We start from the raw sequence: 13,417 nt of genomic DNA, 5'->3' as shown, positions 1-13,417 counted from the left end.
GACGGCTACAGTTCGTGCACTGTTCGCGAGATGGGGCGTGATGCGCTTTCAGATACTCGGCCCGCTCCGGGTCGCGACCGGGTCCGGCTGGACGGGCGTGCGTGCACGCCAGCAGCGCCTCGTCCTCGCGATACTGCTGATCGAGTCCGGGAAGGTCGCCAGTACCGACCGGCTGATGTCCGAGCTGTGGGGAGACCGGCCACCGTCATCGGCGTTGAACACCGTGCAGGCCTACGTGATGCGGCTGCGCCGGCTGCTCGGCGACGCCGCCGGCGCGCTGCTCGTCACGGAAGGCAGCGGCTACCGGCTGATGACCACCGACGACGACGTCGACTCACGCGTGTTCACCCAGCTCGTCCGCGCCGGGCAGCAGAGCCTGTCCGCCGGCCGGTTGTCCACGGCGACCGAGCAGCTGGGCCGGGCGGAGACGCTGTGGCGCGGGCCCGCGTTGAGCGAGGTGGCGGACACCCCGGCGGTGGCCGCGGAGGCCGCGCAGCTGGAGCGGCTCCGGCTGGTCGCGGTCGAGACCAGGATGTCGGTCGAGCTCGGTCTCGGCCGGCATGCCGACGTGGTCGGTGAGCTCGCTCGGTGGGTGAACGCCCACCCGCTGGTCGAGGGTCTGCGTGGCCAGCTGATGCTCGCTCTCGCCAGGTGCGGGCGGCGCTCCGAGGCGCTGGCGGCCTACCAGCAGGGGCACACGCTGCTCGACGACGAGCTGGGCATCCCGCCGATGCGTGAGCTCGCCGAGCTGCATCAGACGATCCTGGCGGGCGAACCCGTGCCCGCCAGCACGTTCGAGCGGCGCGTGCCCGCGGTGGTGGCCGTTTCTCCCGCTGTGCGCCCACCCACGCCCAACCAGCTCCCACCGGACATCGTCGACTTCGTCGGTCGTGACGACGAGGTCGCCACGATCACCGACGCACTGACCGCCGGTCCGTCGACCACCGCGATGCCGGTGCTGGCGATGACCGGGCAGGGCGGGGTCGGCAAGACCACTCTCACCGTGCACGTCGCCCATCGGCTTCGAGAGTCCTTTCCGGACGGTCAGCTCTACGCCGACCTGCACGGCATCGAGCCGGACGCGACCGATCCGGCACATGTGCTCGCCCGGTTCCTCACCGCACTGGGCATGGACGGCAGGGCGTTGCCGACCACGGTGGAGGAACGTGCGACCCGCCTGCGCATGCTGCTGGCCGACCGCCGGGTGCTGCTCGTGCTCGACAACGCGGCCGACGAGCGGCAGGTTCGTCCGCTGCTACCCGGCAGCGCGACCTGTGCGGTACTGGTCACCAGCCGCACGACGCTCACCGGGCTGAACGCTCGGCAGTTCCCCTTGCTCCCCCTGGGTCACGAGGCGGCGATCCGGCTGCTGGCCACCATCGCCGGCGAGGAACGGGTGATGGCCGAGCCCGCACTCGCCGAGGTGATCGTGGCCAGGTGTGACCACCTGCCGCTCGCCGTGCGCATCGTGGGCGCACGACTGGCCGCCCGGCCGGCCTGGCCGCTGGCACGACTGGCGGCACGGCTCGACGACGAGGCGCGACGGCTGGACGAGCTGGCCACCGGGGACCTCGCCGTCCGCGCCAGCATCGACGCCATCTACGTCAGGCTCGACCCGGACACCCGGCGGACGTTGCGCATGCTCGCACTGCTGGAGCTGACCGACTCGCCGACGTGGATCGTCGCCGCGCTGCTCGACCTGCCGACAGCACGCACCGACACGCTGCTCGAACGGCTCGTGGACGCCCAGCTGGTGACCGGCACGGCCGCGGGGACGGGGCACCTCCGCTACCGCCTGCACGACCTGGTCGGTCTCTACGCCCGAGAACGGGGGGAGATCGAGGACGGGGAAGAGGAGCGGGTCGCGGCGCTGTCCAGGGCCCTCGGCGCACTGCTCGCCGTGGCCGACGTCGCCGATCGCGCGTTGCATGAGCACGTCGTCTGGGACATACCGGGTGACGCGCCCCGACGGCGTACCGACGACGACCTGACCGCCGAGGTGGCCCGCGACCCACTGGCCTGGTTCGACGCCGAGCGCGGCACGCTCGTCGCCGCGGTCGGTCAGGCAGCGCGCACCGGGCTCGCCGCGCAGGCATGGGAGATCGCGGCACGCGGCGTCGGCTACCACGCCCACTGCGGCTACTACGACGACTGGCTGCTCACCCACCAGCTCGCGTCGCGGGTGTGCGTCGAGGGCGGCGATCGGCTCGGTGCCGCGGTCATCACGCGCAACCTCGGTTACCTGCGGGTGGTCGGTGTCCGGGTCCCGGCCATCGATCTGGACGGTGCCGAGGCGGTCTTCCGCGAGTACGACCAACCGCATGGGGTGGTGGACGTGTGCGGTCTGCGCGCGCTCCTCAGCCTGCGCCGCGGTCGGCTCGCCGAGGCGCGGACCCACGCGCGGGTCGCGATGGAGATGGCGCAGGCGCTCGACTACGACGCAGGCCTTGGCCTGCTGTGGTGTCTGCGCGCGTCGACCAGCCGCCAGCAGGGGCACTACGACGAGGCCACCCGCTGCGGTGAACGCAGCCTGGCGCTGGCCGATGGCAACGGGAACATGTACAACCGAGTGCTCGCGCTCTGGGAGCTCGCCGGCGCATGCCAGAACCGGGACACGGCCGCGGCAGTGCTCAGCCGCCTCGCCGACGCGGTCGAACAGTGCCGTGGCAGGCGAGAGCTGACCCTCGAGGTCTACCTGCTGCTCGCCGAAGCGGAACTGAAGCTGCGACTGGGGCTCGTCGTGCCAAGGCAGACTCTCGAGCGCTGCATGGCCGTGTTCGACCAGCACAGTGTCCTTTGGGGACAGACCATCTGCGTCAGGCTGTTGGGGACAGTCGACACCCTGACCGGCCGCGTGGCGGCCGGCATCGAGCAGCTGACCAGGGCCGTCGAGCTGGCGCGGCGAATGGGCAACGATCTGGAGCAGGCACACGCCCTCACCGCACTGGGCAGAGCCCACCAGACCGACGGCGACTCAACCCTCGCGGCCCACGTGTGGGGGAATGCGCTTGCCCTGTACGACCGCATCGGCAACGAGACCGAGAGCGTGGCAGTGATGGCGTTACTACCCGAACACCGGCACGCCCCGCGCCGGTGAGGTCGCGACCGTGCCACCCGTGCTGCCCCGAAGGCCCTGGCTTCGCGTAGGTGCCAGGGTTGTCTTCGGGGCATGCTTGGGTGGCCCGGAGTTACTCGGTCGGTTTGAGGTCGCCCACGTCCACCTTGATCTGGTTGATGGACTCGTCGTAGGCGATGACGAATCCCTCGTAGACCAACGTGTCCTCGCCGCACTTCACGGTCAGTTTGACCTTGATCTTGGCCTCGCCGTCCTTGACCGGTTGTTCGACGGTCACCTTGTCGTCGCGCAGTTTGCCGTCGGTGGCCTCGACCGACTCGACCTTGCACGCCTTTCCGTCGGTGAACGTGACCACCAGCTTGCCGTCCGCGATCTTGGCGGTGTAGCCGTAGTTCAGGTCCTTGACCTCGGTGCGTGCCGGGCACTTCTTGTCGTCGGCGTTGGTCATCTCGGGGCTGTCGAACGGTACCGACGTCGGCAGCGTGATCGTCGTCGGTTCTGTGATCGTCGTCGGCACCGTGATCGGTGTCGGTTCTGTGATCGGTGTCGGTTCTGTGATCGTCGTCGGGTCGACGGGGGCAACGCAGTCGGCCTCGGGGACCCTCGGGTCGTCCTGCGCCGTCGCCGATCCCACCAGCAGCGGTGTGGTCAGGGCGGCGACCGCCAGTACGCCGACGACGGTGCCGAGCAGCGGCCGTAACGACAATCTCTTCCGCAATTTCATGATGTGCCCTCCGGGGTGGGGATGAGCTGGACGTGGCGAACCGTAGGAACGGGCGATAACACCGCTCTCACACCGTTCTCATGTGTGGCCCCCGGACCGATCCGGACCGAGCCTCGCCACGAAACAGGGGATATGCGGTTGCGGATACTCGGGTCGGTACAGATATGGGACGGCGCCGTCTGGTCGCCGGTGCGGGCGCGGCAGCAGCGGGTGTTGCTGGCGCTGCTGCTGGCCGAGGCCGGACGGGTGGTCACAACAGACCGGCTGGTCGACGAGATCTGGGCGGACCGGCCGCCCAGGACCGCTGTCGGCGCGGTCCACAACAACGTGATGAAGCTGCGCAGGGTGCTCGGCGCCCGGCTCGTCACCCGCGGCAACGGGTACGAGCTGCGGCTCGACGATGACGACCTCGACGCGACCCGGTTCGCCCGGCTCGTCGCCGCTGGGCGGGGCGAGCTGGCCGCCGGCCGGGTGGACGCGGCGGTGGCGCGGTTGTCCGAAGCGCTGGCGCTGTGGCGGGGTCCGGCGATGGTCGACGTGGCTGCCACCCCGACCGTGACGGCGTACGTGGCCGGCCTCGAGCAGTCCCGGCTGGGCGCGCTGGAGGAACGTATGCACGCGGAGCTCGAGCTTGGCCGGCATGCCGGTGTGGTGGACGAGTTGCACCGCCTTGCCGACGAGCACCCGCTGCGCGAGCGGCTGTGGACCCTGCTGATGTTGGCCGCCTACCGGTGCGGCCGGCGGGCGCAGGCACTGGACGCTTATCGCCGTGCCCGCGATGTGCTGGTCGCCGAGCTCGGTGTCGAGCCGAGCACCGAGCTGCGTGACCTGCACCGGGCGATCATCGCCGGTGAGGCCCCGCAGGCCGGCCCGGCCCGGGGGCGCCCGATGCAGTTGCCCGCCGAGATCGCGGCATTCACCGGCCGGGACGGTTACCTGGACCGGCTGGACGCGCTGCTGCCGGCCGGCGGAGCCCCGCGCCGGTCCGTCGTGATCTCGGCGATCGTCGGCACCAGTGGCGTTGGCAAGTCCGCGTTGGCCGTGTACTGGGCACATCGCGTGCGGGACCGCTTTCCCGACGGTCAGCTCTACGTCAACCTGCGCGGCTACGCGGCAGGGCCGCCGCTGCGGCCGATCGAGGTGTTGGCCCGGTTCCTGTTGGTCCTGGGAGTGCCGACCGAAGGCATCCCGGTCGAGCTGGACGCCGCGACCTCGCTGTACCGCAGCCTCCTTGCCGACAAACGGGTTCTGGTCGTGCTGGACAACGCACACCATCCCAACCAGATCCGCCCGCTGTTGCCGGGCAGTGCCGACTGCCTGGTGCTGATCACCAGCAGGGACCGGCTCGACGGCCTGGTCGCCGTCGACGGAGCTGTGCGCGTCCTGCTCGACGTGCTCGACCCCGTCGAGGCCGAAACCCTGCTCACCCGGTTGCTGGGGGTCGAGCGGGCGGGCGCGGAACCGGATGCGGTCGCCACGTTGGCCTGCCTGTGCGACCACCTGCCGCTGGCACTGCGGATCGCCGCGGCCAACCTGACCGCCCGGCCCAAGATCACCATCGCCAGCTACACCGCGGAACTCGCCGGCGGCAACCCGCTGGCCGCCCTCGAGGTCGGTGGTGATCCGCACGTCGCCGTCCGGGCCGCGTTCGACCGCTCCTATCGGACGCTGCCGGCGCCGGCGCGGCGACTGTTCCGGCTGCTCGGCCTGGTTCCCGGCCCGGACATCACCATCCCGGCCGCCGCGGCCCTCGCCAGCCTCTCGCCACCGCGCACCGCCCGGTTGCTCGACAGGCTCGCCGCCGCGCACCTGGTCAACGAGTCCGGGCCCGGCCGGTACAGCTGCCACGACCTGTTACGCCGCTACGCCGCCGAGCGGGCCGCCGCCGAGGACGGCGACGCCACCCGCCGGATCGCGTTCGTCCGCCTGTACGACCACTACCTACGCGGTGCTGACGCCGCCGCTGGCCAGCTCTACCCACAGTTCCTGCGCGCGCCGTTGCCCGGTCCGGCCGTCACCGGCGTGATCGAAACGTTCGGTGACAACACTTCCGCGCTGGCATGGCTCGATGCGGAGCGGCCGAACCTGGTCGCCGCCGTGCTCCGCGCCGCCGAGTGCGGCACGCGCCCGGCGGCATGGCTGCTCGCATGCGCGCTGCGCGGATACCTGTCCATGTGTTGGCATCTGGTGGACTTCGCGACCGTTTCCCATGCGGCCCTCGCCGCGGCCGCCGCGGACGGCGACCCGCGTGCCCGTGCCGCGGCCCACCTCGGCATGGCAACGCTGTGCTTTGCGGGGGGCGAGATTGAGGCGTCCCTCGACCACTACACCGGTGCCCGTGACAACGCCAAGGAGGTGGGCTGGGTCGAGTGTGAGTCGGCCGCCCTCGGCGGACTCGGCAACGTCTACCAGGATCTGGGGCGACCCGAGGAGGCCGCCGAGTGGTACACCCAGGCGCTGGCCATCGAGCGGCGAACCGGTCAGTCGGCCTGGCTGTCCAACCTGGGCCTGGTCGACCTGCGGCTCGGCCGGCTGCACTCCGCGGCGCGCCGCCTGACCGAGGCCGCGGAACTCGACCGGCGGGCCGGCTCCCGCGCGAGTGAGGCAAGGACCCTGGCCGGCCTCGGCGAGGTCTACCACGCCCTTGGCCGCACCGACGACGCCCTGGGCGCGCTTGCTCCCGCGCTGGTAGTTGCCCGCGAGGTCGCCGATCGCAGCAACGAGATCGACATCCTCGACTCGCTCGCGGCCGTCCACCTGCACACAGGCCGGCACGCCGAGGCTCTCGACCTTGCCGGGGAGGCTGTGTCGCTGGCGCGCGACACCCGCAACCGGCGTGGCGAGGCGGTTTCGCTGACGGTGCTCGCCAGCGTCCACGCCCGCCTCGGCGATCATCGGTCAGCGCAGGACACCCTGCTGCGGGCCCGTGAACTCGCCAGGACCATCGGGGATCGGTACACCGAGACCAGGGTGCTGATCGGCCTGGCCACCTGCCATCGCGGGGCGGGTCGTCATGTGGAGGCCACCGCGCTCGCCGCGACGGCGCTGGCCACCGCCCGCGAACGCGGTTACCTCCTGTTGGAGCGCGCCATCCTCGCTGCGATCAACGCGCAGGATCCATGAACTGAGAACGGCACTCATGGCTCCTCGTGTGGTGGTCAGGCTTTGACGAATGCGGTCATCGGTCGTTCAGGGTTCGGACCGTTCTTGGGCGGTAACTTGTGGCGAGGGATCACCGGGGGAACATCGCCGCGGGTATGGCACTCACGACGGACACTGCGATGAGTGCCGCGATTCTCGCCGAAAAGTCCACCTGCGCGTAGATCGTCGGCAGTAAGGAACGCGTCAAGGTTTCCCAGCTATACCCACGCGTCGGCGCGGCGAGGCTGGGGCGGCTGCCAGCCGCTCGGCCGGTCGCGGTCAGGGTGAGCGCAGCCAACAACCTGACGTCACCCTCGTCGCTCCACCTGACACTTTTTACACCTGAAGGCAAAGGCGTTGTTTGCTCGTAGGATCATCGCCGATGATCGGCATCGACCCGTATGGAGAATCGTAGGGAGATGGTCATGATCAGACCAACCCGTTACTCACTGAGATCCGTTCTGGCGATCTTGCTGGCGGTCGGCGGAATCACCCTGTTGCCTGTTTCTTCGGCATCGGCGACGGTGGACCCGGACTGCTCGACACGGCCCGGTGGTCCGTTAATGCTGTGGTGGGGACAAAGCTACACAGGAGCGCACATCTGCCTCCAGGACAACGTGTGGGATATGGCGAACCCGGCGACGTACTTCCCCGACAACGGGACAGGAAGGGGAGAACAAGTGTGGGACAACGTGGCATCCGCCGCTAATGCCGATACGATGTACTGCGCGATAATTTGGTCGGAACCAGGCTGGCAGGGTAGTCGCGCCGACATCAACAAGTCTGGGTTCGAGGGTTCCGCCAGGTGGAACCTGGCTGATGTGACGAACAGGAACTCCTCTCTCTCCTGGTATGGGTGCTGATCTCAATCCTCTCGATCGGAGGTGAGCCGAGGTGTCTGGACTTCGACGGTCAATGCTGTGGTGCGCGGGTATGATCGTGTTCAGCGTCGCCATGGTCGGGTGCTCGTCACCCACGGCCGCACCTGAAACTGACACAGGTGCGCCGATGCTGGCCGACCCGCGCGGCCTGGCATTGCCGGTCCAGGCATACCGGCTTACCGCGGAACAGCGGGCCGTCGTCGACCGTGCCCACGCTCAGCTTGTGGGGGAGTGCATGCGCCGTGCCGGCTTCACGACCGCGCCAGCGCATGCGCGCCCCTCGTTCGACCCGATGTCACGTAGGTACGGCGTCACCGATCCGGCGACAGCCAAGCGGCTGGGTTATCACCTCGAGCCCGACCAGCTGGTTGTCAACCACGCCGATAAAGGGCCACGACCGTCACCCGCGGAAATGAGGGCCCTGACAGGAAACACGGACGGTCGACAGCTACCTCCCGGCCGGGCGGGTGACACCGGTTGTCTCGGCTCGGCGTCCGACGCCCTGGGTATCGACGGCACCGAGGAGACACTGGCCGACCAGATCGATTTCGACGGGTTCGCACGATCGAAGTCCGATCCGCGTGTCATCGAGGTGTTCGCCAGGTGGTCTCGATGTATGACCGAGCGCGGATACGCGTACACCACCCCCCTCGCGGTTGCCGCTGACTTCGACATCACCGCCACGGTCATCTCGCCCGCGGAGATCGAAACCGCACTGGCCGATGTGGCCTGTAAAGCGGCCACCGATGTCGTTGGCGTCTGGTACAGCGTCGAATGCGACTACGAGAACTCCATGATCGAACGCGCGAGGCCGGCGCTCACCGCGATTCAGGAACGCAACACCGTCATCGTCGACAACGCCGTGCACGTACTTGGTTGAGTCAGCTACCCGGTGATGGGCGAGTCCTTCATGGACAGATGTTCTGGTACGGCGCGTCGGGGATGTTCCTGTGCCATTCCGTTTCGTCGATCTGGTCTCCCATGTGCTGGCAGATGCGTCGGATGGCAAGCTGGGGATCCGTCTCCCACAGATTGATGTCATCTCCGGCGGCCGCCAGGTCGTGGCCATCGGGAGCGAACTGGAGTGACCAGATGGCCGTCCCCGATCCCTGCAGGATGGCCAGCGGGTTGAGCCTTCGGTCGTCGCTGACTCGCCACATCCAGGTCTGTCCGATGCCGGCGCCGCCGGCGAGGATGGAGCCATCGGCGTTGAACGCGAGGGCATGGACGATGCCGTCCGGGCCTGTGGTCGTGGGGCCGACGGGATTGGGGTGGCGGGGGTTCTCGATGTCCCACAACATTACGGTGCCGTTCGCGATGCCGACGGCGAGCGTGTGGTCGTTCGGGCTGATCGCGAGGGATCTGGCATCGTCCGGAGCGACGTTGACGGGTGCGCCGAAGGGCTTGGGGTGGTGTGGGTCGCGGATGTCCCACAGCGCGAGAAAGCCGTGCTGTGTCACGGCGGCGAGGATTTCGTCGTCCTGGCTGAAGTCCGCGGCGTAGACGAACCCGACGCCCGGGTCGAGCGTGGCGAGCGCCACCGGGGCCCGCAAGTTGGCCGTGTCCCACAACCGGACCGTGTCGTCGTCGCCCGAGCTGACGAGGAGTTTCCCGTCGTGGCTGAACCGGATCTGTTCGATCAACGCGGTGTGCCCGGTGAGGCCGACCGGATAAGGGCGAGGGTGGCCCGGATCGGTCACGTCCCAGAACAGGATCGAGTTGACGGTGCGCGTCGCGGCGGCGAGGGTGTCGCCGTCCGGGCTCAAGGTGATTTCGCCGGCCATCCGGTCCTGCGGGGCGATCAACGGCTGCCCGAGCGGGGTGGGGTTGTCCCGATTCGTCAGGTCCCAGCGCCGCAGGTCCGTACCGCCGTCGAACAGCACTCGCCGTTTGGGGTGGAAGATCACCTCGGTGATCTGGCGACCCTCCGTGGGTAGGACTGGTCCGGGTACCAGCCAGCGGCGTGCGATGCCATCGGTGCTGTTGGTGTAGAGCACCCGGTCGCCGTCCCGGAAAGCGACCGCTGTGGCGGGTTCGGCGTGGGGAAGATCCACCAGCATCTGCCCGGTCGGCAGATCCCAGACCTGGACCCGGGCGGCCGCGTTCGCGGCGACCAGCTGCTTTCCGTTGGAACTGAAGGCGATCGCGTTGATCCAACCGGTCGTGCCGGTGAGCGTACCGGCCGGCGCCGGCTGGGACGGGTCGGCCATGGTCCACAAGCGAACGATCGCGTCGTTGCTGCCGGCGGCGAGCATCGTGCCGTCCGGACTGAACGCGACGGCGTTGACTCGGCTGGGCACGGTCAGGGGCGAGCCGAGGGGCCGCGGGTGCCGACGGTCGGCGACATTCCAGATCCGGACCGCGTGGTCGGCGTCCGCGACCGCCATGACCGTGCCCCCCGCGGCAAAGGCGATGGACTGGACCGCGCCCGTCGCTCCGGTCAACGCCGGGCCGGTGAGCACCGGGTGCTCACGGTCCCGGACGTCCCAGAGCCGGATGCTCTTGTCGCCACTTCCGACGGCCAGCATGGTGCCGTCCGGGCTGAACTCGACCGCGAGGACACGGTCGAGCGGTCCCGTGAGCGCCCGACCGAGCGGCCGGGGGCGCGCCGGGGTGGAGACGTCCCACAACCGCACGGTGTTGTCGGCTGACCCGGTGGCCAGGATGGTGCCGTCGGGTGAGAACGCGACCGCGTAGATCGCCTTGTCATGACCGGTCAGCGGTGAGTCCAACAGTCTGGGCCCGCGGGAGTCCCGCAGATCCCACAGCAGCACCGCGGGATCGGTGTCTTCGGCGCCGGCGGCCGCGAGCAGGGTGCCCGCGGGGTTGACGGCGACGGCCTGCTGCGCGCGGGTCGGGCGCACCATGCGGCTCACCGCCGGGCGGCTGGCCGCGGCGAGCAGGCTGGAGGTCGCTTCCATGGTTGGCGCGATGCGGTATGCCGTGACCGCCAACTGCGCGGCCAGTGCGGGATCGCTGTCGGCCAGGCGATTGGCGGCGCCGGCGACCTGGCGGGAGATCGCGAGGTTGCGTTCCCTGTCGGCCGTGGCGCGCTGCTGGATCGAGTAGACGGTCGTGGCGACCGACACCAGGAGCAGTGCGCCGAGCGCGGCGGCGAGCCAGCGCAGCCGTCTGGTCCCGCGGCGCTGGCGGAAGCGTGCCGTGCGGTCCGCCTCGACGCTGGCGTCAACGAACTCCCGCTCCAGTTGGTTGAGCTCGTCGCGATGGTCCTGCCTGGTGACCCACTCGACCGCGGCGTCGAGCCGCACACCCCGGTAGAGCGCCCCGGGATCACGGTCGGCTTCCGCCCAGCTCCTCGTCGCCTCGGTCAGCCGACGGTGCAGGCGGAGGCCGGACCGGTCGGTGTCGACCCAGTCATGTAGCCGTGGCCAGGAGTCGAGCAGCGCCTCGTGACTGATTTCCACCCCATCGACATCGGCGGTGATCAGCCTGCGATCCACGTAGCGCCCCAACAGCTCCCTGGTTCTGGCGTCCCTGTCGTCGTCGCGTCCGCCGGTCAGCTCGTCGAGCTGAACGCGCCGGCGAGTGTCGGGGCTGTTGTCGCCGACGTGCACCAACCGCAGGAAGATCTGGCGCGCCAATGCCTGCTCCGACTCGGTGAGACCGGTGAAGACGGCTTCCGCGGTGTTGGCGACGGCACCGTGGATCCTCCCGGTCATCAGGTAGTCCGCGACCGACATCCTGCGGCGGCCGCTCTGTTCCCACGTCGCCAACAACACGTGCGACAACAACGGCAACGCGCCGGTGTCCACTCGTCCGTGGCGGGCACCCGCCGGAGTGAGGTCACGCAGCAACAAGTCGACCAAGCCGCTCTCGATGTCGATCCCCGCGAGCCTCGCGGGTTCCACGATCACCTGCCGCAGCTCGTCATCCGTCATCGGTCCCACGGCGACCTGGTTCTCCTGCAGGGCGGATGCCAGCACGGGCCACCGCAGCGCATCCGGGTAGAAATCCGCACGCATGCCCGCGACCACACGCAGCGCGCCGTTCTCCAACCCGGCCAGTGCGCGCAACGCGCCGAGGAACACGCCCTGCTCGGCGACATCGGCGCTCGTCGCCGTGAAGACCTCTTCCAACTGGTCCACGACAAGGAGCAGCGGAGCCGTGACCAGGTCCCCCACCCGCCGCGCGGCCTGCGCCGGTTCGTCCCGGAGCTCCGCCTCGATCACCTCAGGCGCCACGTCCACCACCATGGCGAGCTGGGTCGCCAACATCGACACCGGACGCGGACCGGGCGTGAACGGCAAACCGTGCCAGCGATGGGCGGCCGGTCCGTTTCCACACAACGCCGGCAGCAGTCCCGCGCGCAGGAGTGACGACTTCCCCGAGCCGGACGAGCCGACGGCCACGACCATCCCCGGTGCACTGGAGGTGACCCGCCGCACCAGTGCCCGTGTCAACCGCGACCGCCCGAAGAACCAGTCGGCGTGCTCCGGCTGAAACGGCTCCAACCCTCGGTAGGGAGTCGGCGCGTCGGTCCGCTGTTGTCCCAACGGCCGCCGCAGTCGCAACCAGCACGCCGACCATTCTTCTTCGGCACCGTGCTCGACTCCGCACGTGGCGAGCAGTCGCAGGAACATGTCTTTCTGTGACAGGGTCGGTAGATGGCGGCCGGTGCACCACCCGCTGACGGTGCCGAGTGGGACGTCCAACTTCCTGGCCAGCTCACGCACCGTGAAGCCGGCGTTTTCCCGCAGCGCGGTCAGTACGAGTCCGAAATCTCTTTTCGTCACCACGGTTGACGGACGGGGGATCTTCTCGCTGCTGTCCACCGGACCTCCGAGTCGGTGTCCTGCGGCGAACATCAATTGCCCTGTCAAGCACTAATGCCCCACGAACTCGACTGTACGGACTTGTGCGGACCTGTCAATCGACCTTCCGCCGCAACCACGAAGATGCTGGACTTGGCGGCACAGGGGGGATGCCGGTCCGCCGACCACCTTCGCGTCGCCGCGTCAGGTGGTCGGCGGGCCGGTGCCAGAGGGAGCTCGTGCGACTGATCACAACTGGGGGACGCATGACGCTGCGCATGGTGTTCGATCGGCAGGATCTGCAGAGGATACGGCTGGCGAGGAAGCCGGATCCGCTGTGGGAGTTGATGCTTGGCCTGCACATGACGCAGGCTCGGCGGCCGCCGGTGCCGCTCGTCGGGTGGCGGCAGGAACTCGAGCGCCGGTTCGCGGGAGCGCATCGGGGTCGGGTCGCGATGGGGCTGCTGCAGTGCCTGGTCCCGCCGAGGGGCCCCTTTCCGGACTTCCTCACCCCGCCAGGTCCCATGAGCGACCTCGACGCCGCGTGCGAGGCAATGCTGTGCACCCCACGGGCATCGCTTACCGCCGACCTGGCCGCCGTGTTCGCACACCGCGGTCCACCGCCTTGGGCACGATCGCTCGCCAGCGGCGACGGCGAGATTCTGGTCCAGGTCGTGCGGGCCGTCCGGGACGCGTACGACCTGTTGGTCGCGCCGCAATGGGCGCAGGTCCGCGACATCGTCAACGCGGATCGCGTCGGCCGCACCCGCCAGCTCGTCGAGCACGGTACCGGCGCGTTGCTGGCGAACCTGCCTGGCGTGCT

6 protein-coding genes and 1 pseudogene are annotated in these 13,417 nt (G+C 69.4%); 5 read left to right on the top strand and 2 right to left on the bottom strand.

The features are described 5' to 3' along the window. Positions 1-40: 40 nt before the first annotated feature. Entirely contained in the window at positions 41-3,097 is a 3,057-nt protein-coding gene (locus tag VET29_RS36225) for an AfsR/SARP family transcriptional regulator (RefSeq protein ID WP_324929360.1), read from the top strand. A 91-nt stretch (positions 3,098-3,188) separates the two neighbouring features. Here the strand turns inward: VET29_RS36225 and VET29_RS36220 are convergent, their stop codons facing one another. Next, positions 3,189-3,800, bottom strand: coding sequence for a hypothetical protein (locus VET29_RS36220; RefSeq protein ID WP_324929358.1), 612 nt, complete (start codon positions 3,798-3,800; stop codon positions 3,189-3,191). Positions 3,801-3,938: 138 nt separating this feature from the next. On the opposite strand from VET29_RS36220, the gene VET29_RS36215 reads away from it, so the two are divergent. The 3 genes from VET29_RS36215 to VET29_RS36205 all read left to right on the top strand — a co-directional run bounded on the left by VET29_RS36215 (position 3,939) and on the right by VET29_RS36205 (position 8,702). After that, complete coding sequence (locus VET29_RS36215) at positions 3,939-6,923, top strand: AfsR/SARP family transcriptional regulator (RefSeq protein WP_324929356.1); 2,985 nt, start codon at positions 3,939-3,941, stop codon at positions 6,921-6,923. 443 nt (positions 6,924-7,366) lie between these two features. Next, positions 7,367-7,804, top strand: a complete 438-nt coding sequence (locus tag VET29_RS36210; RefSeq protein WP_324929354.1) for a hypothetical protein — start codon at positions 7,367-7,369, stop codon at positions 7,802-7,804. Between the two features lie 70 nt (positions 7,805-7,874). Beyond that, the gene (locus tag VET29_RS36205; protein ID WP_324929352.1) at positions 7,875-8,702 is read left to right on the top strand and encodes a hypothetical protein; all 828 of its coding nucleotides are present in this window, start codon (positions 7,875-7,877) and stop codon (positions 8,700-8,702) included. 28 nt (positions 8,703-8,730) lie between these two features. Here the strand turns inward: VET29_RS36205 and VET29_RS36200 are convergent, their stop codons facing one another. Continuing rightward, positions 8,731-12,576 (bottom strand): helix-turn-helix domain-containing protein, encoded by a 3,846-nt coding sequence (locus tag VET29_RS36200; RefSeq protein ID WP_324929350.1) that lies wholly within the window; start codon positions 12,574-12,576, stop codon positions 8,731-8,733. Positions 12,577-12,860: 284 nt separating this feature from the next. Between VET29_RS36200 and VET29_RS36195 the strand changes: the two are divergent. Then, positions 12,861-13,417: pseudogene (locus VET29_RS36195) on the top strand (ArsR family transcriptional regulator); the annotation flags it as partial.

This window comes from Actinophytocola sp. (genome assembly GCF_035634895.1).
GTDB lineage: Bacteria > Actinomycetota > Actinomycetes > Mycobacteriales > Pseudonocardiaceae > Actinophytocola.
Note: the sequence above shows the minus strand (reverse complement) of the source record. Positions and strands in the feature narration are given on the sequence as shown.

Bases quoted from the DNA above. Each gene is read 5' to 3' on its own strand.
- VET29_RS36225 (WP_324929360.1), top strand. From the start codon at position 41: ATGCGCTTTCAGATACTCGGCCCGCTCCGGGTCGCGACCGGGTCCGGC.
- VET29_RS36220 (WP_324929358.1), bottom strand. From the start codon at position 3,800: ATGAAATTGCGGAAGAGATTGTCGTTACGGCCGCTGCTCGGCACCGTC.
- VET29_RS36210 (WP_324929354.1), top strand. From the start codon at position 7,367: ATGATCAGACCAACCCGTTACTCACTGAGATCCGTTCTGGCGATCTTG.
- VET29_RS36205 (WP_324929352.1), top strand. From the start codon at position 7,875: ATGATCGTGTTCAGCGTCGCCATGGTCGGGTGCTCGTCACCCACGGCC.